This is a genomic window from Acidovorax sp. JMULE5 (assembly GCF_013376875.1).
GTDB lineage: Bacteria > Pseudomonadota > Gammaproteobacteria > Burkholderiales > Burkholderiaceae_C > Acidovorax > Acidovorax facilis.
In genome coordinates, this window is record NZ_CP035951.1 from 2,497,101 (window position 1) to 2,520,411 (window position 23,311).

The following is a 23,311-nucleotide window of genomic DNA, read 5'->3' on the forward strand; positions in this document are numbered from 1 at the left end:
GTTCAGTCAGTGCGACCGATCAGCCCTTTGAACTTTGTGTGCGTTTGTTTGTGCCTTGGGCCTTGGAGCCTTCAAGAGCAGGGTCCGGGGCCTCACCAGCTTCTTCGGTATTGACCGCCGTACCCGCTGCTGCGCCGCCCAGCGCACCCGCAATGCCGCCCAAGGTGCCTCCGACGACCACGCCCACCGGGCCGGCGACTGCAACGCCCACGGCCGCACCGGCAGCCGCGCCCGCCATCATGCCGCCGCCCACCAGCACGGAATGGGCCTCGCGCTCTGCGTCTTCGGGCTCCAGGGCGGTCTGGGCGCCAGGTCGTGGGTCTTGCGACGGGATGCCGTAGCCGGGGCGGGCTTGGTCGGCCAAGTCTTCATCCACCGGTGGGGTGGCCGGATGGGGGAGTGTGGATGGATGCATGTGCGTCTCCTGGGAAGTGGGTGACAAAACAAAACGGTTTCATCTCCCTCTCTTTTAGGGTCCACTCAGCGCCGTGGGTGCCATCCTGCAGACCGTGAAGCTGTCGGACAATGCCCGGTGCCCCCGGCAGACGCGCACATTCTCAAGTCAACACGCCACTTGCCCATCTAAGATCAAACCATGTCGGCATCCCCTTCCCCCTCCATCCTTCCCTTTGCCCCACAGCCCTCCGCCAGCGCACTGGCGCAGGCGCTGGGGATTCCCGTTTTTTCCCCGCACTGGCACATGCCGCAGTACCCCGACGGGGCCGTGGGGCCGTGGCAGATGAAGCGCACTGGGGTTGGGCTGGACCGTGGGTACCACAGTGGCCCGTGTGTCACCTCGGGCTCGACAGTGCTGATGCGGCAGAGCGCTGCGGGCGGGTGGGAAACCTGGATGTCGCTGTCGCCGATGGAAGTGGAAAGCCAGGAACTGGCCTGCCGCCATGCGCGGGGCCACACGGTGGTGATGGGCCTGGGCATGGGCTGGGTGGTGGCCAACATCGCGCTGCAGCCCACGGTGGAGCGCGTGACCGTGGTGGAGCGGGATGGGGATGTGCTGGAGCTGTTTGGCCGTTGCCGCGTGCTGGAGGGACTGCCGGAGTCTGCAGCGCGCAAGGTAGAGCTGGTGCAGGCCGACGCGCTGCAGTGGCAACCCCAGGGCGCGCCCGTTGACTTCCTGTACGCAGACATCTGGCTGTACCTGGCGGAGCCGCAAACCCTGGCAGAGGTGCAGCGTATGCAGGCCAACGTACACGCTGACCAGGTGTACTTCTGGGGGCAAGAACTGGTGCTGGGTGCCATGGCCAGCGCACAGGCGGCGCCGGGTACGCCCGCATGGGCCGACGCGGTGGACCATGCCGTGCGCGAGACAGGTTTGCCGCTGCTGGCGCAGGCAGACGAAGGGTATGCCAACCTCATTGCACGGGTGTTGCAGCTGCGCCAAGGCGGCCGACCTACCGCCGGTTGACCGGCTGGCAGCCCAGCCAAGGGCCTCGGGCTATTGCGTTATTTGGTGAGCCACTTGCGCTGCGCGCGCGGCTGTACGGTGATGTCGACGCTCTGGTGCACGGCAGGCTGGCCGCTAGCGGCGTCGGTTTCCACCACGTCTTCCAAAGCGATGTCCTTGACCTCTGAATGGGTCGTTTCTTCCAGGTCGGCCAGGATGGCGCTGACCTTGCGTTCAGCCTCAGCGACCTTGGATTGTGGCAACGGCGAAGTGCGCATCATGGGCGGCTCCTGTGAGATAGACCCATTCTGGCCACGGAGCGCGCCCTGTGCGTGTCATCCTTTGCCGACGGCCGGGTGTCAGCGGGACGGCCATCCCGGAGGTCTGGATATGCCCAGGCGATGCGCGATGGCACCGGCCGCCCTCAGAACCTGTTCAAGATCTTTTCGGGGATCGCATTGGAGTGCCATCGTGATGGACGTGGATGCTTCGGATGCGCCGCATGGGCTCATGCCCATGCAAGCAGACGAGGCTTCCAATCGCCCGATTTCACTCCAACCCTGCGGGCAAGTGCCTTGCCGGGCGGTCTGCGGCGTTGCGGCGCTTGTGGATAGCCGGGCTATCCACTGCGCTCCGCGCCTTGCATCCCATCCCGGCAAGGACCTTGTGCGACCCCGAAAAGAGCTTGAACAGGTTCTCAGGCCGCCTGCGGCGCTGCGCGGTCGGCGCCAGAGGGCCGACCAGCAGTCATCGCACTGCCCATGGACGCCGCCACGATGCAGCCAATGGCCAGCCACTGGATGGCGCTCAGGTGCTCGCCCAGCAGCATCAAGGCCAGCACGGCAGCCACCGCGGGCTCCATGCTGATCATGATGCCGAAGGCCTCCTTGGGCAGGCGCTTGAGGGCCATCATCTCCAGCGAGATCGGAATGGCGCTGGACACTGCCGCCACCGCCAGCCCGATGAGCAGCACCGTGGGCGACAGCAGCGCAGCGCCCGCATGCACCACGCCCACCGGCACCACCACCAGCGCCGCAACCAAGAGGCCCAGAGACACCGTGTGCCCGGCGTGCAGGTGCCCGGCGCGCTTGCCGAACACGATGTACAGCGCCCAGAACACCGCCGCTCCCAGGGCATACAAAACTCCCACGGGGTCCAGCGTGCTGCCGTTCAAACCCAGCGGCAGCAGCATGCCCAACCCGGCCATGGCCAGCGCCACCCACACAAAATCCACGGCGCGCCGCGAAGACCAGATCGCCACCGCCAGCGGCCCTGAGAACTCGATGGCCACCGCCAGCCCAAACGGCAGGGTGCGCAGCGACATGTAGAACATAAGGTTCATGCCCCCCAGCGCCGCGCCGTACAACATGACGGCACGCGCATCGGCCCGCGACAGATGCCAGCGCCACGGCCGCCACAGCAACAGCACCAGCAACGCCGAAAAGCCCACGCGCACGGCGGTGGTGCCCTGCGCCCCCACCACCGGAAACAGCCAGTGCTTGGCCCATGAGGTACCAATGCCCAACGCGGTGACGGAGCCCAGGACGGCGAGAAAGGGGAAAAAACGGTGCAGAAGGGAAGCGCTCATGGGTTGAAAATATAGTGTGACCCATGCGTGCTTTTTGCTCGATTTTCAGGGCCCGCGTGCAACTTTCGCTCACCACCACGAGGCGCCCCATGCCCGCCACCCCAGCACTCGACCGCTTTGACATCGCCATCCTGGACATCCTGCAGACCGACAACACCACGCCCCAGCGCGCGATTGCGCAGGCCGTCAACCTGTCGGCACCCGCCGTGCAGCGGCGCATACAGCGGTTGAAAGACAGCGGCGTGATCCGCGCCAACGTGGCCGTGCTCGACCCGGTGAAAGTGGGCAAACCGCTGACCATCGTGCTGGAGGTGCACCTCGAAAACGAGCGCCCCGACCGCACCGCCCCGCTGCGTGCGCGCATTGCTGCCGAGGACGCCGTGCAGCAGTGCTACAGCGTGACGGGCGAGGCGGACTATCTGCTGGTGGTGAACGTGGCGTCGATGGCCGACTACGAGGCGCTGACGCAGCGGCTGTTTGAGGGGGATGACAACATCAAGCGGTTCAGAACGTCGGTCGCACTGGCCAGCCTGAAGACCGGGCTGCGTGTGCCGCTGGACCACGCGCTTCCGGCGGCCTGACTACAGCCCCAACGCCCTGCGCATCTGCGCGCCCGTGAGGCGCTGGCGCTGGCCGCCCAGCAGCTCGCACATGCGCGCATTCAGCGGCGCCTCCATGCCCTGCTGAGCCGCCAGCCTCACCACAGCCCCGCTGAGTGCATCAATCTCGGTCACACGCCCGGCTTCCAGGTCGTCCCACATCGACGAGCGCGCCTTGGCGTCGATCTGCAGCATGCGTTTTGCCAGCCGGGTGAAGAGCCAGTTGGGCAGGCGCAGCACATGGGGCAGCAGCGTGGGCGACACGGCGGTGACCTGGGCGGGTGCGATGCCTGCGCGCGCCATCACACGCAGCGCCTCGGTTTGCAGGGCAGCAAAGACGCGGCGGCAGTCGCGGTCGAGCAGCTCTTGCCGCAGAGGCAGGTCGGACAGCGCATTGACCGGGTTGTTGAGGTTGAGCAGCAGCTTGCCCCACTGCACCGCACGGATGTCGGCAGGCAACACGGTGGCCAGGCCTGCAGCGTTGAAGACCGGCGCGATGCGTTCGGTGACGGTATCACGCTGCAGTTGCAAATGGCCCGCAGTAGCACGGTGCACCTGGGCGCCGCGCAGCACCACGTTGTAAGGCACCATGCCCGCCAGAACACTCAGGCCTGGCGCCCGAGCTGTGACGCGGGCCACGTTGTCCACGCCGTTTTGCAGCGAGATGACGGGCGTTCCCGGCGCACAGGCGTCGGCCAGTTCGCGCGCAGCGGATTCGGTGGCGCCGCTTTTGACGCACAGCAGGATGATGCTGTCCGGGCCCGGCGCCGCGTCGGCCAGTGTGTGTGCCAGTTGCAGCGCAGACACGGGCACGGTGCGGTCAAAGCCATCCAGGTCCGTGACTTTGAGGCCGTGCAACGCGATGGGCTCCAGCGCATGCGGGCGGCCCACCAGGCAGACCGGCTGGCCGTGCGCGGCCAGGCGCCCACCCACATAACAACCAATGGCGCCTGCGCCGAGAACGATGAAGTGCATGCGGATGCTTTCTGGATCAACGGAAGACGGTGCACCGCGATGGATGCGGCGCCTGCGCATTGTGCGGCGACACGCCTACAGGGCCTGGCGCAGAGGCGACGGTATCTGCAGGCACCTGCAGCCTACATATTTTGAGCTTTTTTGGCCCCTGGCGCTTATTCATCAAGCGCCGATAGCTATCAAAATAGAAGCATCATCAACAAACAGCACCTGCGCCCGACGGGACTTCCAGCAGCAGCCTCAGCCAAACCGCACCGTCACCAGCAGCCCCCCCAGACGCGGCGAAGCGCTGAGTTGCACCTTGGCGCCATGGCCTTGCGCAATGGCCTGCACGATGGCCAGGCCCAGGCCGCTGCCCGGGGCACCTTCCGAGGTTTCGCGCACAAAACGCTGCATCACGCGCTCGCGATGCTCGGGGGCGATGCCGGGGCCGCTGTCTTCCACGGTGAGCACGGCTTGGTCGCCCTCGCGGCGCACCTGCACGTCCACCTGGCCGCCGGGCGGGGTGTATTTGATGGCGTTGTCCAGCAGATTGCGCGCCAGCATGCGCAGGGCTTCGGCATTACCACGCACGGTCACGGGCACGGTGGCGGTGGCGGTGGCGGTGGCGGTGGCGGAGTCAAGCAGGCCTACATCCATGCTGCGCGCCTGCGCGGCGGGGGCCACGTCGGCCAGGGCCAGCTGCACCACGGCGCGCAGGTCCACGGGTTCGGTGGTGGCGGTGCTGGCCTCTTGCCGGGCCAGGGTGAGCAGTTGTTCCACCAGGCGCGTGGCGCGGTCAATGCCGGCCGACAGGCGTTCGATGGCGACGGCGCGCGCGGCATCATCGCCCGCGCGCTGCAGGCCCTGCAGCTGCAGGCGCAGCGCCGCCAGGGGCGAGCGCAGCTCGTGGGCAGCATCGGCCACGAAATGCTCCTGAGCATCAAAGGCGCGCTGCACGCGCTCGAAGAGCAGGTTGAGCTCACTGACCAGCGGCTGCACTTCGTCGGGCAATTGCGCATCGCTCACGGGCGAGAGGTCATCCGCCTGGCGCTGCGCCAGCTGGCGGCGCACGCGCTCCACCGGGGCCAGCGACCGGCTCACACCCCACCACACGGCCAGCACCAAGAGCGGCGCCATGATGGCCAGCGGCGCCAGCGTGCGCAGCGCCAGGCTGCGGGCCATGTCGCGCCGCGCGGCCATGTTCTGCGCCACCTGGATCACCTGCGAACGCGTTTGCATCGAAAACACCCGGTAGGTGCCGCCGCGCGCCTGCACGTTGGCAAAGCCCAGCACGGCGATCTGCGGCAGGGCCGCGCCCACGGCGGATTCAAAAATGCGCAGGCCTTCGTTGGTCCACACCTGCACGATGAATTCGTGGTTTTCATCCTCGGGGTCCAGGCCCGGGCCCAGCCCTTGCGCATCCACCGGCAGGCCCGAGCGCAAGGCCAGTGCGGTTTGCTGCATGTGGTAGTCGAACAGCGCATCCGCCTCGTCCAGCGCCCCCCGGTAGGCCAGTGCTCCCTGCACTGCGCCGGCCAGCACGATGGCGGCCAGCAGGAACACCAGCAGACGCATGCGCAGCGAGCGCGGGAGCATGGACTGCAGCGCGCTGTGCCAGGAGGTGGTTGGCACGTTCTTCATCTCTATCCATCCATCCCCGCCGCATGCTCAGGGCGGGAGATTGCGCGGGGGCAGCCAGCAAGGGCCGCCCCGCAGCAAAGGCTGTCGTCCCCTTGGGGGGAAGCGGCGAAGCCGCTCAGGGGGGTCATGCCTTCGGCACGAGGTAGCCCACCCCGCGCACATTCAGCACCAGCTCGGGCCCCAGCTTCTTGCGCAGGCCGTGGATATAGACCTCCACCGCGTTGCTGCTCACCTCGTCGCCCCAGCCGTAGAGTTTGTCCTCGAGCTGCTGGCGCGACAGCACCATGCCGGGCCGTGCGATCAGCGGCTCCAGCACCGCCCATTCGCGTGCCGACAGCACCACAGGCGCGCCATTCACCGTGGCCTCGCGCGTGGCGGGGTTGATGCACACGCCCTTGTGTTCATACACCGGCTCGGCCCGCCCTGCAGCGCGGCGCAACAGGGCGCGGATGCGGGCGAGCAGTTCATCAAGGTCGTAAGGCTTGAGCACGTAGTCGTCCGCCCCCGCGTCGAGCCCCTCGATGCGCTGGGCCACGGCATCACGTGCGGTGGCCACCAGCACCGGGGTGCGGTTCTTGCGCGCCCGCAGGTCGCGCAGCACGGCCAGGCCGTCGCGCTTGGGAAGACCCAGGTCCAGCAGCACGAGGTCATAGGGCTGGGTGCGCAATGCCGTGTCGGCAGCGTCGCCGTCGCGTGCCCAGTCCACGGCGTAGTGCTCGGCGCGCAGCAGGTCTTGCACGGCTTCGCCGATCATGGGGTCGTCTTCAACTAGCAAGAGGCGCATGGTGGGCAAGCATAGCCAATGAAATCAATCGGGCCACCGAAGTGGCCCGTGCAGGCATCGCATCACAGCGGACCACAAAGCTCAGCGCAGCGGTTCTGGCTAGGAGGCTGTCGGACTTGGAGCGTCGAAGCGAAAATTGGCCCCAGCGAGGACAGTTTTTGCCGGATTTGCAGCCTCATAGCCGAGCTATGGGGCAAAAAGACGGTAAAAAATGGACCGCTGCGGCCAATTTGCAGCCGACGATTTCCAAGTCCGACAGCCTCCTACGCGTTTCGTCGCAGACAGTACCGAAAGTACGGCAAGACGGAACAACGACGCCAGCAGAGCCTTTGGGACCGCTTAGCCCAAACGCACCGGCACAAAGATCTTGTTGCCATCGCGCTCGATCAGCAGCGCCACCGACTTGCCTGCGGTGGCCTTGGCCATCGCAGCGCGCACCTGCTCGATGTTCTTGGCGGGCGCGCCGTTGATGGCCAGCAGCACATCCCCCGGCTGCACACCGGCCGCCGCAGCGGGGCCGCGCGCCTGTTCGATCACCAGGCCCTCGGCCACGCCTACCTCGCGGCGCTCCTCGGGGTCCAGCGGGCGCAGCGACAGGCCCAGCTGGCCCTTGCCCACGGCATCGTCGTTGCGCGCCTGCTTGGTCGCCTTGTCGCTGGCGTCGCCCAGCGTGGCGGTCAGCTCCAAGGGCTTGCCCTGGCGCCACACCGACAGCTTGGCCTGCTGCCCCGGCTGCGCCTGGCCCACCCAGGCGGGCAGGTCGCCCGAGGCCACGATGGGCTGGCCGTTCACCTGGCGAATCACGTCGCCCGCCTGCAGGCCTGCTTTCTCGGCCGGGCTGCCCTTGCTGACGCTGGCGACCAAGGCGCCCTCGGGCTTGTCCAGCTGGAAGGATTCAGCAAACGCCTGGTTCACCTCCTGCACGGCCACGCCCAACTGGGCGTGGCGCACCTTGCCGGTGGCCACAATCTGGTCCTTGATCTTGGCGGCCAGCTCGATGGGGATGGAGAACGACACGCCCTGGTAGCCGCCCGAGCGGCTGTAGATCTGCGAGTTGATGCCCACCACCTCGCCGCGCGCGTTGAACAGCGGCCCGCCCGAGTTGCCGGGGTTCACCGCCACGTCGGTCTGGATGAAGGGCACCAGGCTGTCGTCGGGCAGCGAACGGCCCTTGGCGCTGACCACGCCCGCCGTCACGCTGTTTTCAAAGCCAAAGGGCGAGCCGATGGCCAGCACCCATTCGCCCACCTGCAGGTCACGTGTGCTGCCCAGGCGTACGGTGGGCAGATCCTTGGCGTCGATCTTGAGCACGGCCACGTCGGTCTTGGGGTCGGCGCCCAGCACCTTGGCGCGGAACTCGCGCCGGTCAGTGAGCTTGACGACCACTTCGCTCGCGCCCTTGACCACGTGGGCATTGGTCAGCACCAGGCCATCAGGGCTGACGATGAAGCCCGAGCCCTGGCCATGGGTGGGTACGTTGGGCTGGCCTTGTGGGCCCGCGCCGGGGAAGCCGAACTGGCGAAAGAATTCGTAAAAGGGATCGTTTGGGTCGATCTGCGGGCCACGGCCCTGGCGGGCAGCGGGTTGCTCGTCATCGTCGTCATCGTTGGCCATCGCCGTCTTGGTGCTGCCCGTGACGCTGATGTTGACCACGGCCGGGCCGTTCTGCGCGGTGATCTGCGCAAAGCTGGGCAGCGCACCGCCCGGGGCCATGGCCGTCTGCGCCACGATGGGCGTGGAGGGTGTGACCGCGCGGGCCTGGTGCCCGCTGATGAGGCCGGCGCCGGTGGCGCCCACAGCGCCCGCGGCCACCAGGGCCAGGATCAGGCGGCGGGGAGTGGATGCAAGCGTGTTGTTCATGGTGTCTGCCTTTTCAATCAGGGTTGCGATGGAAGGCAGTGTGGGCACGGACACTTAGACGAAACTTAGGCGGAGTCGGTAAGCCATGAACCTGCGGGTATCGGTGCCACATCCTGGTTTTCTACGGCCCGACAACTACCTCAGTCTTTGATATCGCACGGCCCCACGCCAGTGCCACCGTGCAAGGGCCGCCCCGCCGCACGGGTGGCGTCCCCCTGCCCGCATCGCGGAGCGATGCGAGAGCGGGGGGAAGGCGCGAAGCGACTCAGGGGGGTGTTCTCTGCTTCACAGGAACATGCCGCCCGACGCCTCGATACGCTGGGCGTTGACCCAACGTGTGGCCGGTTGCAGCAGCGAAGCGACCAGCGGGCCGATGTCGTCCGACACACCCACGCGGCCCAGAGCCGTCTGCGCGGCCACAAAGGCGTTGAGCTGCGCGTTGTCGCGCACCACGCCGCCGCCAAAGTCAGTCTCGATGGCGCCCGGGGCCACCACGTTCACGGTGATGCCACGCGGGCCCAGTTCTTTGGCCAGGTAGCGGCTCAGCACCTCGATAGCGCCCTTCATGGCCGCGTAGGCGGCGTAGCCGGGCAAGGCGAAGCGGGCCAGGCCCGACGACAGGTTCAGGATGCGGCCGCCATCGTTCATCAGCGGCAGCAGGCGCTGCGTGAGGAAAAACACGCCCTTGAGGTGCACGTTGACCAGCGCATCGAACTGCGCTTCGGTGGTTTCGGTGATGGGTGCATGCACGCCCATGCCCGCGTTGTTGACGAGAAAGTCAAACCGCTCGCGCTGCCAGTGGCTGCGCAGGGTTTGCTGCAGCTGCGCAGCAAAGGCTTCGAAGCTGGCCACATCGCCCACATCCAGCGGCAAAGCCACAGCACGGCGGCCCAGCTTTTCTATGTCGGCCACCACAGCCTGGGCTTCGGCGGCCTGCTGGCGGTAGGTCAGCACCACGTCGATGCCGCTGTGTGCAGCGGCCAGCGCTGCGTTGCGGCCCAGGCCGCGGCTGCCGCCGGTGATCAAAACGACAGGGGTGGGGGTGGGGGCTGAAGAAAGGGATGAAGCGGTTGTCATGGCAAGGGTCCTTTGCAGTGTCTGAAGCCCGGTCACACCGCGTGACCGGGGCTGGGGATGAACTTTATTGGGGCGCCAATCAAAGATAAACCATGCAAAATATGATTCATTGTCCATCCATTAAGAACAATGAACCCTTTAGACCGCATGCAGATCTTTGCCCGTGTGGCCGAGCTGAGCAGCTTTACCCAGGCTGCGCAGGTGCTGGGCCTGCCCAAGGCCAGCGCCTCTCTGGCCGTGCAGCAGCTGGAGGCCCACCTGGGCACGCGCCTGCTGCACCGCACCACGCGGCGCGTGCAGCTGACGCAAGACGGGCAGGCCTTTTACGAGCGCTGCAAGGATCTGCTGGATGACGTGGACGAGTTGCAGGCCATGTTCCAGCAGCCCGACGGCACTGCGCTGCGCGGGCGCGTGCGCATTGACATGTCCACCGGCATTGCCCGCCAGCTGGTGCTGCCTGCGCTGCCTGATCTGCTGGCCCGCCACCCGCTGCTGGAGGTGGAGCTGAGCAGCACCGACCGCCGCGTGGACCTGGTGCGCGAGGGTTTTGACTGCGTGATCCGCGTGGGCCCGGTGGCAGAACCCGGGCTGGTGGCCCGCCCTCTGGGCCTGGTGCGCGTGGCCAGCTGCGCCAGCCCGGGCTACCTGGCGCGCAAGGGCACACCCCAATCACTGGCCGACCTGGCGCAGCATGACCTGGTGCACTACGTGAGCACGCTGGGCACCAAGTCCGCCGGATTTGAAACGATGGGCGACGACGGCAGCCCGCAGTTTCACCCCATGGCTGGGCGTGTCACCGTCAACAGCGCCGAGGCCTACCTGGGCGCCTGCGCAGCAGGGCTGGGCCTGATCCAGGCGCCTTTGCTGGGCGTGCGCGAGCTGATCGACCGGGGACTGCTGGTGGAGGTGCTACCGCACCACCCTGCCCCGCCCATGCCGGTGACGCTGATCTACCCCCACCGGCGCCACCTGCCCCAGCGCGTGCGGGTGGTGATGGACTGGCTGGCCGCAGTGGTGCAGGCGCATCTGCAGAGCGAGGCCCATGGCGCACCTGCCGCCGCATGAAGGTTTCGCGCGGCGCTTCGACTACGCGCAGTCAATGGTTTCCAGTGGATTGAGACCGAATCGACAGCTATTAATTGAATAGCTACTAGCGCTTACTGGATAAGCGCTAGAGGCCAAAATCACTTAAAAATCACATGAACAATGTCATCGCAACCCTCACCAAGTCCCGCCCAGCCTCACCCGGTGAAGCGGTACACGATGGCCCCCTGCACCACGTCGCCCGGCGCCAGCCAACGCACGGGAAACCCGGGCTGGTTGGGCGCATCGGGATACTCCATGGGCTCCAGGCAGATGCCGTCGCCCGGCTGCCATAGCCAGACGCCCTGCTCTGCGCCCCGCCCCAGGTCGCGCACCGGATCAGCCTTGAGGCCGTGGCCTGCGTAAACCTGCACCCCGGGCGCAGTACTCCATACCTCCATGGTGCGACCAGTGAGGGGCTCGCTCAGCAGCGCCGCAAGACGCAGGCCTTGCGAGGGCGTGACGGGTGACACCGGTGGCGTCCGCACCCCGCCCTCTTCGTCCCACACATGGTCATCCAGCACCAGGTAGTGGTCCAGCCCACCCGCCAGCGACAGCTGTTCGCTGGGCTCCGCCACGGCGGCACCCACGCTGCGGGCTTCGCGAAGGTCGAAAGGCGTGGCATCTACAGGCTGCACCAACCCGCTAGGACACACATCGGCCGCCAGCGGTACATAGCGGCTGGCGGGCACTTGCAGGGTGTGGCCGTGGGTGCTGCCAGCGCCCGCCAGGTTGAAGAACGCATGCCCGGTGATGTTGAGCAGCGTGGGGGCGTCCAGCGCCTCGCCCGTCCACGCCATGTGCAGCGCGTTGTCGGCCGTGATGTGCAGGTGCAGCTGCAGGCGAAGCGTGCCGGGCACGCCGTCGTCCTCAATGCGAAAGGTGTGGCTCAGGGTGAGCGCATCGGCCTGCACGTCATCCACCGCAAACACCTGAAAGCGGCTGCCCTTGGGCCCGCCATGGTGGTGGTGGGGGCCGCTGTTGGTGGGCAGTTGCCGCTGTGCGCCATCGGGCAGAGTCAACAAACCACTGCGCAACCGCCCAGCCCAGCGGCCTATGAGGGCGCCCATGGAGAGTTGCCCGTCCAGGTAGCCCTGCAGGCTGTCGTAGCCCAGCGCCACATCAACGAGGCCGCCCTGCCCGTCGGGCACCGCCACCTGTACCAGCCGTGCGCCGTAGTTGCTGACGGCCACCTGCAGGCCACCAGCACCGCGCAGGGTGAAGAGGTCAGTCGGCTGGCCGTGAAGCTCTTGCTGAAACGCTTTGCGTGAAAGGGAATAGGCCATGGCTGCGAGTCTATTTGGTGGCGGATGCAGCGGGAGCATCGCGCGTGACCAGCCAGATGCCCCCGCACACCAGCACCAGGGCCAGCAGGTTCTTCCACTCCAGCAGCGCCTCGCCCAGGAACAGTGCTGACAGCGCCGCGCCGAAGATCGGCACCGTGAAGTTGAACACCGTGACCTGGCTCACGCGGTTGTGCTTGAGCAAGATGCTCCACAGCGAGAACGCTGCCGACGACAGCAGCGCCAGGTACACCAGCAACACGGTGGCGCCCCAGGTAAAGCCCGTGAGCGAGCCGCCCAGGCCCCAGCCAATGGCCAGCAACGCCACGCCGCCAAGCCCCAGTTGCCAGCCCGTCATCACCACCGAGTCCATGCGCTGCGACACCTGCTTTCCGTAGATGCTGGCAGCGGCCAGCACGAAGGCGGCAATCACCACAAAACCTTCGCCGAGCAGCGTGAAATCCATGTCCAACGTGCCGCGACCCAGGTTGACCACCATCACTCCGACAAAGCCGACTAGGCAGCCCCACAGCTTGGCGTGGCTCAGGCGGTCGTTGTGATAGACCCAGTGCGCAAGCAGCACGCTGAAGAACGTGCCGGTGGCGTTCATGATGGAGCCCTTGACGCCCGTGGTGTGCGCGAGGCCCACGTAGAAGAACACGTATTGCAGCGTGGTCTGCGCCAGGCCCAACACCACCAGTTGCCTCCCGGCCGCAAGACCCAGCCCCCAGATGGCCTTGCGCGTGGCCACGGCCCAGGCCAGCAGGATCAGCCCCGCGCCCAGAAAGCGCCAGCCTGCAAACACCAGCTGCGTGGGAATGTCATTGCGGGCGATGCCGAACCAGGCGTAGCCGGTCTTGATAGCGGGGTAGGAGCTGCCCCAGAGCAGGCAACACAGCAGCGCCAGCGCGATGACGACCCTGGGGTCGGAAAAACGGGGATGTCCCATGTGATTTCTTGGTCTCTCTAGTGAAACAGCCCGTGCAAAGACGGGCTGTGAGGGGGAGGCTTGCAGCCCCAGGACGCAGCTTGCAAGGCCACCGTTTCAGTGATCCGTTGCGCTACGCGCCGCCACCAACGCATGCGAAGGGCGCAGCCCAGGCGAGGGCAGCCGCGCAAGGGCCGCCCCGCCGCGCTGGCTGCGTCCCCCTCCCGTAGCGCGCAGCGCGTAGAGAGAGGGGGAAGGCGCGAAGCGACTCAGGGGGTGTCACTTCAGGTCACCGGTGCGGGATTGAACAGCACCAGCGCGTTGTGCAGCTTCCACTGCTCGGCCCAGGTTTTTTTGCGGCCACTCGCCACGTCGAGCAGCAGGTGGAACATCTCCCAGCCCAGCTCTTCGATGGTGGCTTCACCGTCCGCAATCTTTCCGGCGTTGATGTCCATCAGGTCATGCCAACGGCGCGCCAGGTCGCTGCGCGTGGCCACCTTGACCACCGGGCATTCTGCCAGGCCATAGGGTGTGCCCCGGCCGGTGGTGAACACATGCAGGTTCATGCCCGCAGCCAGCTGCAGCGTGCCGCAGATGAAGTCGCTGGCGGGCGTGGCGGCGTACACCAGGCCACGCTGGTCGCGCCGCAGCTTCTCGCCCGGAGCCAGCACATGCGCAATAGGCGCGGTGCCGCTCTTGATGATGGAGCCCATGGCCTTTTCGGCGATGTTGGACAGGCCCCCCGCCTTGTTGCCCGGCGTGGTGTTGGCCGCGCGGTCCACGCGGCCGCGGTCCAGGTAGCGGTCGTACCAGCCCAGTTCGCGCACGATGGATTCGGCCACTTCGGGCGTGGCAGCGCGGCTGGTGAGCTGCTCGACCGCATCGCGCACCTCGGTGTTCTCGCTGAACATCACCGTGGCACCCGCGCGCACCAGCAGGTCTGCGCAAAAGCCCACGGCCGGGTTGGCGGTGACGCCCGAGAACGCATCACTGCCGCCGCACTGCACGCCCAGCACCAACTCGCTCGCCGGGATGGTCTCGCGGCGGCGGGCGTTGAGGCGTTCGAGGTGCGGACGCGCGCTTTGCACGATGTGGTCGAGCATGGACATGAAGCCCACATGCTCGTCGGCCTGCAGGCACACCGTCTCGGGGCCCAGGGCTGCATCGCGCTCGTCGGCGATGGGGAAGCTGCCCGGGGGCAGCAGGCGGTCGGGCTGCAGCTTTTCGCAGCCGAGACTCACCACCATGACCTCGCCCCCAAAGTTGGGGTTGAGGCTGATGTTGCGCAGGGTGCGGATGGGGATGATGGCGTCGGGCGCATCAATGGCCACGCCGCAGCCGTAGGTGTGCTCCAGGCCGATCACGTCGTCAACCTGCGGATACAACGGCAGCAGTTCGTCCTTGATGCGGCGCACCGCCAGGGCCACCACGCCCGCCACGCACTGCACGGTGGTGGTGATGGCCAGGATGTTGCGCGTGCCCACGGAGCCGTCGGCGTTGCGGTAGCCCTCGAAGTTGTAGCCGGTCAAAGGCTCCAGCACCGGAGGCTTCACCGTGGCCATGGGCAGGCCTTCGAGCGCGCGGGCCGAGGGCATCTGCAGCAGGCGCTCGTGCACCCAGCTTCCCGCCGGGATGGCCTTGAGCGCATAGCCGATGGGCACGTTGTAGCGGCGCACCACATCGCCCTCGGCCATGTCCTGCAGCGCCACCTTGTGGCCCTGGGGCACCTTGTCGCGCAATGTGATGCCTGCGCCTGGCACGCCGGGCGGCAGCACCGTGCCGGCAGGAAGGCCTCCGTCGTTGGCGACGATGGCGACGTTGTCATCCGGGTGCATGCGGATGGTGAGGGCGGGTCGGTTCATCGGTGGCGCGGTCTCGTCAATTTATGCAATCTCATCAGGCATCAGGCATCAGGCTGCATGGGCAGCACGGTAATCCAGTTCGGGTTGAGCCCCACATCGTGCTCGGCCACCTGGGTCAGGGCACCGCTGCCAGGCGCGATCAAGTGCACACCCACACGGTGGCTGATCTGGCCTGCGGCAATCAGGTGGCACCCGTCCGGAGTGATGGCAAAGCCCCGGGGCTGCAGTTGCGTAGACCAGTGGTCGATGGGGGCCAGCAGGCCGGTAACCGCATCGACGGCAAACCCGGCCAGGGTGTGGCTGTTGCGCTCGCTGGTGTACAGCCAGCGGCCATCAGCGCTCAGGTGCAGGTCTGCACCCCAGGCCGGGCCTGCAAAGCCCGGTGGCAATGTGGGCAGGCTTTGCAGCAACTCCAGGCCTCCGCTGGATTCGTCCCAGGCCAGCACATGCACGCAGGCATCCAGCTCACCCAGCAGGTAGATGCGGTCGCCCCGCGCGTTGAAGCGCAGGTGCCGGGGACCTGTGCCTGCTGGCAGGGCGAACACGGCAGGGTCGGTGGGTTGCAGCGCGCCCGTGGCGGCGTCGAATCGGTAACGGTGCAATTGCCCGCCCCCCAATGAGGCGGCCAGCACGAAGCGGTTGCCGGGGCTGACCAGCGCACTGTGGGCGTGGCGACTGGTGGCGTACGTGGTGGCACCACGCCCCGCAGCGACCACCCCGTCGGCAGCGATGGCCTGCACCGCGACCAGGTCCGCACCGTAGGAAGCACTCAGCAGCCAGCGCCCCGTGTTATCGGTGGCCAGGTGGGCCATGCTGGCGGGCAACGCGGCCTCGCTCAACACCTCGGCGCAACCCGCGCGCGCATCCACCGCCAGGGTGACCACGGCCAGCGGGTCGCTGCGGCGCGCCACATACAGGCGGGTGCCGTCCGGGCTGAGCGCCATGGGCATGAGCTGCCCGCCCAGCGCCAGGACCTGCTCGGTGCACAGCTGCCCCGAATCCGACGCCAGACGGAGCACATGCAACTCACCGCTGTCAGCGCAGGAGACAAATACCAGGGTATCGGTAGCCATCGTGTGTGTAACCATATCAGTGCACGACGGAGCGGCCCACTACCCTCGGCCGATGGAACGAGCAGGGACCAGGCCAGAGGCGCCGAGCAAGGGCCGCCCCGCAGTGAGGGCGTCGTCCCCCTTGAGGGGGAAGGCGCCGAAGGCGACTCAGGGGGTGCTTCATTTCTTCACAGTCCCATCGCTCGGGGCAGCCACAGCGAGATGGCTGGCACGTAGGTCACCATCAGCAGCACCACAAACAGCGCCACAAAGAACGGCATCATGGCCTTGGTAACCACACCGAGCGGCAGCTTGGCCACGGCAGCGCCGGTGAACAGCACCGTGCCCACGGGCGGCGTGATGAGGCCAATGCCCAGGTTGACCATCATGATCATGCCGAAGTGCACCGGGTCCACACCCAACAGCTTGACCACGGGCAGCAGGATGGGCGTGAGGATGAGGATGAGCGGGGACATGTCCATCAGGCAGCCCAGCAGCAGCAGCATGATGTTGATCATGGCGAGGATGACGTACTTGTTGTCCGACAGACTGGTGAGGAAGGCTGTGACCTTCATCGGGATCATCATCATCGTCATCAGGTAACCGAAGGCCGCCGCAAAGCCGATGAGGATCATCACCACCGTGACTGTCTTCACGGTGCGGTGCACCAGCTTGGGCAGGTCGCGCCACTTGTAGTCGCGGTAGATGAACATGGTCACGAAGAACGCCCACACCACCGCAATCGACGCCGACTCGTTGGCCGTAAAAACGCCCGACAGGATGCCGCCCAGGATGATGACCATGGTCATCAGGCCCCACAGCGCCTCCACACAGATCTTGAGCGCCTGCTTGAGCGGGATGACCTCGCCCTTGGGGTAGCCTTCACGGTGCGCGGTGAACAGGCACAACGCCGCGAGCGTGAGGCCCATGAGCAGCCCCGGCAGCACACCGGCCATGAACAACGCAGCAATTGAGACCGTGCCACCTGCGGCCAGCGAATACAACACCGCGTTGTGGCTGGGCGGAATCAGGATGGCCTGCACCGAACCGCTCACGGTGACTGCCGTGGCAAAGGGGCGCGGGTAACCCTTCTTTTCCATCTCGGGGATCAGCACCGAGCCGATGGACGCCGTATCAGCCACCGACGAGCCCGAGATGGCGCCGAAGAAGGTGGACGCCAGAATGTTGACCAGCGACAGCCCGCCCCGGATAAAGCCCACCAGCACGCCCGCAAACGCCACCAGGCGCCGCGCCATGCCACCCTCGGCCATGATGGCGCCAGCGAGCACGAAGAACGGAATAGCCAGCAGCGAGAACTTATTGACGCCAGAGGCCACCTGGATCATCACGGCATCGAGCGGAAGGTCAATCCACAACGCACCGACCAGGGCCGAGAGGCCCAACGAATAGGCGATCGGCACACCGATCATCATGAGCACGAAGAACGTTCCCAGCAGTACCAAGGTATCCATGATCAGGCGCCTTCCGTCAGTTCTTCAAAGCGCACGATGCGCCGGTGGTTCTGCGGTCCGAAGACCATCTTCTCCAGCACAAACAGCAGCGTGACGGCCGCGCCGATGGGCAGCGACGCATAGGTGGCGCCCACGGGCAACCAGGGCAGCTCCGCAATGCCCTGGCCCCAGGTTTCAATGCACAGGTTGGTGCCATACCAGGCCACAAAGCCGCAGATGACCAGCATGAGCAGATCCACCAGCACCGCCAGCAGCCGCTGCAACGGGGCGGGCAATTTTTCGGTGAGCATGTTGACGGCGATGTGCCCGCCCGCACGGTAGGCCGCCGCAGCGCCGATGAAGGTGAACACCATCATGAGCAGGATGGCGATGGGCTCGGGCCACTGCGAGCCCGTGCCCATCACGTAGCGGCTGAACACGCCCCAGGGGATGATCAGCGACATGAAGAAGATGGCGGTGCCGGCCGCCCAGATGGTGGCCAGGTAGAGCCGGTCCATCCAGCGCAAAAAGGGGTGGTCCATACAAGCAGGTCTGAAAGACAAAGAAAAAAAGGCGCAGGCAACCCACCAGGAGCTCGCCCGCGCAAGACGCAAATCCAGTGCTTACTTCACCGCCTCAATGCGCTTCATCAGGTCTGCATAGTTGGCGCCGTACTTGGCACGCACGGTGGCAGTGGCGTCATAGAAGGCCTTGGTGTCCACGTTGATGAACTCCACACCGGCTGCCTTGAGCTTGGCGGTGTAGTCCTCCACGCTCTTGTCCCACAGGGCGCGCTGCTCCAGCTGCGCTTCGCGGCCAAACTTCTTGAGCAGGGCCTGGTCGTCCTTGGAGAGCTTGTCCCACGTGACCTTGGAGACCACCAGCAGTTCGGGAATGATCAGGTGGTTGGTCTGCGTGTAGAACTTGGCACCCGTGCTGTAGTGGTTGCTGGTGAAGAAGCTGGGCGCATTGTTTTCAGCGCCATCCACCACGCCGGTTTGCAGGGCGGTGAACACTTCGCCATAACCCATCGAGATGCCGTTGCCGCCCATGGCGTTCATGGTGTCCACAAACAGCGGGTTGCCCATCATGCGCACCTTCTGGCCCTTGAGGTCAGCGGGGCTGCGCACAGGCTTCTTGGTGTACAGGCTGCGCGATCCGCCATCCATCCAGCCAATGGCCACCAGCTTGGCGGGCGACGCGCTGATCTTGGCCAGCAGTTCATCGCCAATGGCGCCGTCGATCACTGCACGCATATGGTCCTGGCTGCGGAACACGAAGGGCATGTTGAACACATTCACCTCAGGCACCACCGTGCCCACCGGGCCGAGCGAGGTGCGCAGGATGTTGATGGCGCCGAACTGCGTCTGCTCGATCATTTCCTTCTCGCCGCCCAGCACGCCACCGGGGAAGGTCTGGATCTTCAGGCGGCCATTGGTGGCGGCGTCAAGCTTCTTGCCCATGTTCTCCACCGCCACCACATTGGGGTAGCCAGCGGGATGCACGTCGGCCGCCTTCAGCACCATGGACTGGGCCTGGGCGGCAACGGGAAGCATTGCCATCGCGGCCACAGCGGCGGCGCAGGCAGTCAGCAGGGATCGGCGAAAGGTCATGGTTTGTCTCCGGTGGAATGGTTTTTGAGTGATGCGAAATGGACGGGAATCCCGGCGCCAAGGGTCATTCGAAAGGACCGGTGCGCACGAACGGACCGCCCTGGTAGATGACGGCGGGGTCGCTCAAGTCGGGGTGCGGGTCGGCCGCCTCCACCTTGGCGCGGAAGGGCTCGGAGCTGTCCTGCGGGCGGTAGCCGATGTGGCGCGCCAGGGTGTTGTCCCACCAAGTGGTGGTGTTGTCGCCCATGCCGTAGATGATGCTGTGGCCCACCACCGGTGCCGTGAGGCTCGCAACGACGAGGCGCTCCAGGTCGTCGTAGCTCATCCAGGTGGCCAGCATGCGGCGGTTGCGCGGCTCGGGGAACGATGAGCCAATGCGCAGGCACACGGTTTCAATGCCATAGCGGTCAAAGTAGAAGCGCGACAAATCTTCGCCAAAGGCTTTGGACACGCCGTACAGGCCGTCAGGCCGGGCCGGGTCGTTGGGGCCCACCACTTCGTCCTGGCGATAAAAACCGGTGACGTGGTTGGAGCTGGCAAACACCACCCGCTTGACGCCTTGCTTGCGCGCCGCTTCATACAGGTTGTAGACACCCACGATATTGGCCTGCAGGATGGACTCCCAGGGCTGCTCGGTGGACACGCCCCCGAGGTGCACCACGGCATCAACGCCCTCCAGCAAGCTGAGCACGGCGCCAGCGTCTTCGAGGCGTGCGGGGCGCAGCTCCTCCCCTGCGCCTTCGTCGCCCAGGTTGGCCATATCGGACAACCGCAACGTGGCGCAATAGGCTTTCAGGCGCGCACGCAATTCCTGGCCCAGGCCTCCGGCAGCTCCGGTCAATAACAGGCGTTGGAAACGAATAGGCGTCGGATGGCAAGGCATGGCGGTTACAAAGGCAGAGGTTCTTGGTACAGTGGCAACAGATTCCGTTGAACGTCATCAGTTGTCGTACAACGAAAAGCAATGTACCGCTTCTGCCCCCGGCGCCCCATAGGGATAACACCAAGAAATGACCACCGATACCCCGCTTCGCCGCAAGCCCCGCACACTGGCCCTGGAGCTTGTCGAATCCCTGGGAGACCGCATCCGCGACGGCCGCCTGGCCCTGGGCGACAAGCTGCCCACCGAGGCCGCCATCATGGCCGAGTTCAGCGTGAGCCGCACCGTGGTGCGCGAGGCAATTTCCAAGCTGCAAGCCTCTGGCCTGGTGGAAACGCGGCACGGCATCGGCACCTTTGTGCTGGGGCTGGGGCAGGCGCCCGGCTTCAAGATTACCCCCGACCAGTTCAGCACCCTGCGTGACGTGATTGCCGTACTGGAGCTGCGCATTGGGGTAGAAACTGAAGCCGCCGCGCTGGCCGCGCAACGCCGCACCGAGGCCAACCTGAAAGCCATGCGCGAGGCGCTGGACGCCGTGGCAGCCGCGGTGGATGCGGGCCGCGACGCGGTGGCGGCGGACTTCCAGTTCCACCTGGAAATCGCACGTGCCACGCAGAACAGCCACTTCGCCGAACTGATGGGCACGCTGGGCAGCATGATCATCCCGCGCGCCCGCCTGGCCGCCATGGATTCGGCCAATGACGAGCGGCGCCAGTACCTGCGCCGTGTCAACGGCGAACACGAAAGCATCTACGACGCCATCGTGGGCCAGGACCCCGACGGTGCACGGGCCGCCATGCGCACCCACCTGGCCAACAGCCGCGAACGTCGGCGGCGCGCGCAGGCCGAAGCGGGCTGAATCACCCCAGCCAAGTCACTCCTTCATGAACCCTGGGGAATCATGGCCAAGGTGAGGTACCCGGTTGTCCCATCAGTAGTTACCCGACACCCGAGAGGACTTCTTATGTTGTACGATGACATACAACAAAATATTGCAATGCTTTCGCGCGGTCGGGACTGCGGCGCCGTTCAAACCACCAGGAGTTGTCTGTCGTAAAGCCCTCAGCGCACATTGAAAGACATCCTTCCTGGGTGCAGCGCCAGTTTGCGCTGCGCACTCGGCATGCAACCGCCGCTTATTTTCTCAACACCCTCTTCTTCACCACCACACCACCACCATGCATGCAAACCTGATTGGCGGCGCCTGGACTGACGGCGTTCGCACCTACCAGAACACCAACCCGTCCGACACGCGCGATGTGATAGGCGACTACGCCGTGGCGAGCCGAGAGCAGGCACTCGAGGCCGTCGCCGCAGCGCACGCGGCCTTCCCGGCATGGAGCCTGTCCACGCCCCAGCAGCGCTTTGACATCCTGGACGCCGTGGGCAACGAGATCATCGCCCGCAAGGCCGAGCTGGGCGACCTGCTGGCCCGCGAAGAAGGCAAGACCCTGCCCGAAGCCATCGGCGAAGTGGGCCGCGCTGCGGCCATCTTCAAGTTCTTTGCCGGCGAGGCGCTGCGCCCCGGCGGCGAGATGATCCCCTCCGTGCGCCCCGGCGTGGGCATCGAGATCACGCGCGAACCCCTGGGCACCATCGGCATCATCACGCCGTGGAACTTCCCCATCGCCATCCCGGCCTGGAAGATCGCCCCGGCCCTGGCCTATGGCAACTGCGTGGTGTTCAAGCCCGCCGAGGTGGTGCCCGGCTCCGCCTGGGCGCTGGCCGACATCCTGCACCGCGCGGGCCTGCCTGCCGGTGTGTTCAACCTGGTGATGGGCCGGGGCTCGGAGGTGGGCGCCGTGCTGCTGGAAGACGAGCGCATTGCAGGCGTGAGCTTTACCGGCTCCGTCGGCACGGGCCAGCGTGTGGCCGCCGCCTGCGTGCCGCGCGGCGCCAAGGTGCAGCTGGAAATGGGCGGCAAGAACCCGTTTGTGGTGCTGGACGACGCGGACCTGAACGTGGCCGTGGGCGCGGCCATCAACAGCGGCTTCTTCTCCACCGGCCAGCGCTGCACCGCCAGCAGTCGCTTGATCGTGACCGAAGGCATCCACGACCGCTTCGTGGCCGCCATGGTCGAGAAAATGAAGACCCTGAAGGTGGACGACGCCCGCAAGGCCGGCACCGACATCGGCCCCGTGGTGGACGACCGCCAGCTGGCACAGGACCTGGAATACATCGGCATCGGCCAGCAGGAGGGCGCCAAGCTCGCCTACGGCGGCGAAGCCCTGGAGAAGAACGCCGACGGCGCGCCCGGCTACTACCTGCGCCCCGCCCTGTTCACCGAGACCACGCCTGGCATGCGCATCAACCGCGAAGAGATCTTCGGCCCTGTGGTCAGCGTGCAATGTGCCAAGAACTACGAGGAAGCGCTGGCCCTGGCCAACGACACGCCCTTCGGCCTGGCCAGCGGCATCGCCACCACCAGCCTCAAGCACGCCACGCACTTCAAGCGCCATGCGCAAGCGGGCATGGTGATGGTGAACCTGCCCACGGCGGGCGTGGACTACCACGTGCCGTTTGGTGGCCGCAAGAGCAGCAGCTACGGCCCGCGCGAGCAGGGGCGCTACGCGGCGGAGTTCTACACCACGGTCAAGACGGCGTACACGCAGGCGTGAAGCTGCCAGCCCACAACCCACGGGCTGGCGGCACAGTGGGTTGCTGAAAATATGAGAAAAACAGGCCCTACCGCTCTACCATATTGCGCCATTAGCTATATATTTAATAGCAAATGAAACGTGCTGTGCCTGTCTCCTGATGGAGGGATCGCCCCTCCCCCATGCCCACCTCAGCGCGGGACTGGGTCCCCTCCGCTATCATCGCGCCCCATGACCGCCCCCCGACGAACCTTTGCTGTGCTGCGCCTGTGGGTGCTCGCGTGGTTCGTGGCGTCGATGGGGGTGGCGATTGCGTCGCCGCTGGTGCACCCGCAATCCTTCGAGGTGATCTGCTCGGGCACCGGCGCCATCAAGCTGCTGGTGCAGACCGACGACGGCACGGTGGAGATGGGCGCGATGGGCATGGACTGCCCCTTGTGCTCCACCGCAAGCGCCCCGCCACCCACACCCGTGGCGGCAACAATCCCCTCCCATCCCCTGGCCCATGCGCTGCAGCCCATCGAGGCCGCCCGCATCGCGGCCGCCACCGCAGCGCCACTGCCGGCGCGCGGGCCACCAACACGCTCTTGAACTGAAACCCCTCGCAGCGCCCGGACCTGGTGGGCGGGTGCTGCGCTTTCGTGTTCCGTTGGT

The 23,311-nt window shown here is 66.2% G+C and carries 22 protein-coding genes; 6 read left to right on the forward strand and 16 right to left on the reverse strand.

The genetic code is table 11. The features are described 5' to 3' along the window. Window positions 1-19: 19 nt before the first annotated feature. Window positions 20-415, reverse strand: coding sequence for a hypothetical protein (locus tag EXV95_RS11220; RefSeq protein WP_176886867.1), 396 nt, complete (start codon window positions 413-415; stop codon window positions 20-22). A 180-nt stretch (window positions 416-595) separates the two neighbouring features. On the opposite strand from EXV95_RS11220, the gene EXV95_RS11225 reads away from it, so the two are divergent. Continuing rightward, window positions 596-1,423 (forward strand): hypothetical protein, encoded by an 828-nt coding sequence (locus EXV95_RS11225; RefSeq protein ID WP_176886868.1) that lies wholly within the window; start codon window positions 596-598, stop codon window positions 1,421-1,423. Window positions 1,424-1,461: 38 nt separating this feature from the next. Here EXV95_RS11225 and EXV95_RS11230 read toward each other — a convergent pair whose 3' ends face one another. Both EXV95_RS11230 and EXV95_RS11235 read right to left on the reverse strand, forming a co-directional pair. Beyond that, window positions 1,462-1,683 (reverse strand): hypothetical protein, encoded by a 222-nt coding sequence (locus tag EXV95_RS11230; RefSeq protein WP_121420983.1) that lies wholly within the window; start codon window positions 1,681-1,683, stop codon window positions 1,462-1,464. 416 nt (window positions 1,684-2,099) lie between these two features. Beyond that, entirely contained in the window at window positions 2,100-2,990 is an 891-nt protein-coding gene (locus EXV95_RS11235; RefSeq protein WP_176886870.1) for an EamA family transporter, read from the reverse strand. An 89-nt stretch (window positions 2,991-3,079) separates the two neighbouring features. On the opposite strand from EXV95_RS11235, the gene EXV95_RS11240 reads away from it, so the two are divergent. Beyond that, on the forward strand, window positions 3,080-3,571 hold the full coding sequence (locus tag EXV95_RS11240; RefSeq protein ID WP_176886872.1) for an Lrp/AsnC family transcriptional regulator: 492 nt from the start codon (window positions 3,080-3,082) through the stop codon (window positions 3,569-3,571). Here EXV95_RS11240 and EXV95_RS11245 read toward each other — a convergent pair whose 3' ends face one another. The 5 genes from EXV95_RS11245 to EXV95_RS11265 all read right to left on the reverse strand — a co-directional run bounded on the left by EXV95_RS11245 (window position 3,572) and on the right by EXV95_RS11265 (window position 9,908). Continuing rightward, window positions 3,572-4,564 (reverse strand): 2-dehydropantoate 2-reductase, encoded by a 993-nt coding sequence (locus tag EXV95_RS11245; protein ID WP_176886874.1) that lies wholly within the window; start codon window positions 4,562-4,564, stop codon window positions 3,572-3,574. A gap of 240 nt (window positions 4,565-4,804) precedes the next feature. Then, window positions 4,805-6,187: an ATP-binding protein gene (locus tag EXV95_RS11250; RefSeq protein WP_176886875.1), complete on the reverse strand. Its 1,383-nt coding sequence runs from the start codon at window positions 6,185-6,187 to the stop codon at window positions 4,805-4,807. A 124-nt stretch (window positions 6,188-6,311) separates the two neighbouring features. Beyond that, on the reverse strand, window positions 6,312-6,971 hold the full coding sequence (locus EXV95_RS11255; RefSeq protein ID WP_176886878.1) for a response regulator transcription factor: 660 nt from the start codon (window positions 6,969-6,971) through the stop codon (window positions 6,312-6,314). 339 nt (window positions 6,972-7,310) lie between these two features. Next, a complete protein-coding gene (locus EXV95_RS11260) occupies window positions 7,311-8,831 on the reverse strand; it encodes a DegQ family serine endoprotease (RefSeq protein WP_176886880.1) in 1,521 nt (506 codons plus the stop codon). A gap of 285 nt (window positions 8,832-9,116) precedes the next feature. Next, entirely contained in the window at window positions 9,117-9,908 is a 792-nt protein-coding gene (locus tag EXV95_RS11265; RefSeq protein ID WP_176886882.1) for an SDR family NAD(P)-dependent oxidoreductase, read from the reverse strand. A 129-nt stretch (window positions 9,909-10,037) separates the two neighbouring features. Here EXV95_RS11265 and EXV95_RS11270 point away from each other — a divergent pair, with 129 nt between their 5' ends. After that, complete coding sequence (locus EXV95_RS11270; protein WP_121422568.1) at window positions 10,038-10,973, forward strand: LysR family transcriptional regulator; 936 nt, start codon at window positions 10,038-10,040, stop codon at window positions 10,971-10,973. 176 nt (window positions 10,974-11,149) lie between these two features. Here the strand turns inward: EXV95_RS11270 and EXV95_RS11275 are convergent, their stop codons facing one another. The 8 genes from EXV95_RS11275 to EXV95_RS11310 all read right to left on the reverse strand — a co-directional run bounded on the left by EXV95_RS11275 (window position 11,150) and on the right by EXV95_RS11310 (window position 20,063). Next, window positions 11,150-12,277: an aldose epimerase family protein gene (locus EXV95_RS11275; protein ID WP_176886884.1), complete on the reverse strand. Its 1,128-nt coding sequence runs from the start codon at window positions 12,275-12,277 to the stop codon at window positions 11,150-11,152. A 10-nt stretch (window positions 12,278-12,287) separates the two neighbouring features. Beyond that, window positions 12,288-13,223, reverse strand: coding sequence for a DMT family transporter (locus tag EXV95_RS11280; RefSeq protein ID WP_176886886.1), 936 nt, complete (start codon window positions 13,221-13,223; stop codon window positions 12,288-12,290). A gap of 263 nt (window positions 13,224-13,486) precedes the next feature. Continuing rightward, window positions 13,487-15,064: a galactarate dehydratase gene (gene garD, locus EXV95_RS11285; protein WP_176886888.1), complete on the reverse strand. Its 1,578-nt coding sequence runs from the start codon at window positions 15,062-15,064 to the stop codon at window positions 13,487-13,489. 41 nt (window positions 15,065-15,105) lie between these two features. Next, window positions 15,106-16,137, reverse strand: a complete 1,032-nt coding sequence (locus EXV95_RS11290) for a lactonase family protein (protein WP_176886890.1) — start codon at window positions 16,135-16,137, stop codon at window positions 15,106-15,108. Between the two features lie 167 nt (window positions 16,138-16,304). Beyond that, window positions 16,305-17,588 carry a TRAP transporter large permease gene (locus EXV95_RS11295; RefSeq protein ID WP_176886894.1) on the reverse strand — a complete coding sequence of 428 codons (1,284 nt, stop codon included), beginning with the start codon at window positions 17,586-17,588 and terminating at the stop codon, window positions 16,305-16,307. Window positions 17,589-17,590: 2 nt separating this feature from the next. After that, window positions 17,591-18,109 carry a TRAP transporter small permease gene (locus EXV95_RS11300; protein WP_176886896.1) on the reverse strand — a complete coding sequence of 173 codons (519 nt, stop codon included), beginning with the start codon at window positions 18,107-18,109 and terminating at the stop codon, window positions 17,591-17,593. Window positions 18,110-18,190: 81 nt separating this feature from the next. After that, window positions 18,191-19,180 carry a TRAP transporter substrate-binding protein gene (locus EXV95_RS11305; RefSeq protein ID WP_176886899.1) on the reverse strand — a complete coding sequence of 330 codons (990 nt, stop codon included), beginning with the start codon at window positions 19,178-19,180 and terminating at the stop codon, window positions 18,191-18,193. 64 nt (window positions 19,181-19,244) lie between these two features. Continuing rightward, the gene (locus EXV95_RS11310) at window positions 19,245-20,063 is read right to left on the reverse strand and encodes an NAD(P)-dependent oxidoreductase (RefSeq protein WP_176886901.1); all 819 of its coding nucleotides are present in this window, start codon (window positions 20,061-20,063) and stop codon (window positions 19,245-19,247) included. 127 nt (window positions 20,064-20,190) lie between these two features. On the opposite strand from EXV95_RS11310, the gene EXV95_RS11315 reads away from it, so the two are divergent. The 3 genes from EXV95_RS11315 to EXV95_RS11325 all read left to right on the forward strand — a co-directional run bounded on the left by EXV95_RS11315 (window position 20,191) and on the right by EXV95_RS11325 (window position 23,248). Beyond that, window positions 20,191-20,919, forward strand: a complete 729-nt coding sequence (locus tag EXV95_RS11315) for a FadR/GntR family transcriptional regulator (RefSeq protein WP_121505524.1) — start codon at window positions 20,191-20,193, stop codon at window positions 20,917-20,919. A 319-nt stretch (window positions 20,920-21,238) separates the two neighbouring features. Then, on the forward strand, window positions 21,239-22,678 hold the full coding sequence (locus EXV95_RS11320) for an aldehyde dehydrogenase family protein (protein WP_176886903.1): 1,440 nt from the start codon (window positions 21,239-21,241) through the stop codon (window positions 22,676-22,678). Between the two features lie 210 nt (window positions 22,679-22,888). Continuing rightward, window positions 22,889-23,248 carry a DUF2946 family protein gene (locus tag EXV95_RS11325; RefSeq protein WP_176886905.1) on the forward strand — a complete coding sequence of 120 codons (360 nt, stop codon included), beginning with the start codon at window positions 22,889-22,891 and terminating at the stop codon, window positions 23,246-23,248. Window positions 23,249-23,311: the final 63 nt, after the last annotated feature.

Bases quoted from the DNA above. Each gene is read 5' to 3' on its own strand.
- EXV95_RS11230 (WP_121420983.1), bottom strand. From the start codon at position 1,683: ATGATGCGCACTTCGCCGTTGCCACAATCCAAGGTCGCTGAGGCTGAA.
- EXV95_RS11270 (WP_121422568.1), top strand. From the start codon at position 10,038: ATGAACCCTTTAGACCGCATGCAGATCTTTGCCCGTGTGGCCGAGCTG.
- EXV95_RS11275 (WP_176886884.1), bottom strand. From the start codon at position 12,277: ATGGCCTATTCCCTTTCACGCAAAGCGTTTCAGCAAGAGCTTCACGGC.
- EXV95_RS11260 (WP_176886880.1), bottom strand. From the start codon at position 8,831: ATGAACAACACGCTTGCATCCACTCCCCGCCGCCTGATCCTGGCCCTG.
- EXV95_RS11305 (WP_176886899.1), bottom strand. From the start codon at position 19,180: ATGACCTTTCGCCGATCCCTGCTGACTGCCTGCGCCGCCGCTGTGGCC.
- EXV95_RS11220 (WP_176886867.1), bottom strand. From the start codon at position 415: ATGCATCCATCCACACTCCCCCATCCGGCCACCCCACCGGTGGATGAA.
- EXV95_RS11295 (WP_176886894.1), bottom strand. From the start codon at position 17,588: ATGGATACCTTGGTACTGCTGGGAACGTTCTTCGTGCTCATGATGATC.
- EXV95_RS11300 (WP_176886896.1), bottom strand. From the start codon at position 18,109: ATGGACCACCCCTTTTTGCGCTGGATGGACCGGCTCTACCTGGCCACC.
- EXV95_RS11265 (WP_176886882.1), bottom strand. From the start codon at position 9,908: ATGACAACCGCTTCATCCCTTTCTTCAGCCCCCACCCCCACCCCTGTC.
- EXV95_RS11245 (WP_176886874.1), bottom strand. From the start codon at position 4,564: ATGCACTTCATCGTTCTCGGCGCAGGCGCCATTGGTTGTTATGTGGGT.
- garD (WP_176886888.1), bottom strand. From the start codon at position 15,064: ATGAACCGACCCGCCCTCACCATCCGCATGCACCCGGATGACAACGTC.
- EXV95_RS11320 (WP_176886903.1), top strand. From the start codon at position 21,239: ATGCATGCAAACCTGATTGGCGGCGCCTGGACTGACGGCGTTCGCACC.
- EXV95_RS11290 (WP_176886890.1), bottom strand. From the start codon at position 16,137: ATGGCTACCGATACCCTGGTATTTGTCTCCTGCGCTGACAGCGGTGAG.
- EXV95_RS11250 (WP_176886875.1), bottom strand. From the start codon at position 6,187: ATGAAGAACGTGCCAACCACCTCCTGGCACAGCGCGCTGCAGTCCATG.
- EXV95_RS11255 (WP_176886878.1), bottom strand. From the start codon at position 6,971: ATGCGCCTCTTGCTAGTTGAAGACGACCCCATGATCGGCGAAGCCGTG.
- EXV95_RS11325 (WP_176886905.1), top strand. From the start codon at position 22,889: ATGACCGCCCCCCGACGAACCTTTGCTGTGCTGCGCCTGTGGGTGCTC.
- EXV95_RS11235 (WP_176886870.1), bottom strand. From the start codon at position 2,990: ATGAGCGCTTCCCTTCTGCACCGTTTTTTCCCCTTTCTCGCCGTCCTG.
- EXV95_RS11240 (WP_176886872.1), top strand. From the start codon at position 3,080: ATGCCCGCCACCCCAGCACTCGACCGCTTTGACATCGCCATCCTGGAC.
- EXV95_RS11225 (WP_176886868.1), top strand. From the start codon at position 596: ATGTCGGCATCCCCTTCCCCCTCCATCCTTCCCTTTGCCCCACAGCCC.
- EXV95_RS11280 (WP_176886886.1), bottom strand. From the start codon at position 13,223: ATGGGACATCCCCGTTTTTCCGACCCCAGGGTCGTCATCGCGCTGGCG.
- EXV95_RS11310 (WP_176886901.1), bottom strand. From the start codon at position 20,063: ATGCCTTGCCATCCGACGCCTATTCGTTTCCAACGCCTGTTATTGACC.
- EXV95_RS11315 (WP_121505524.1), top strand. From the start codon at position 20,191: ATGACCACCGATACCCCGCTTCGCCGCAAGCCCCGCACACTGGCCCTG.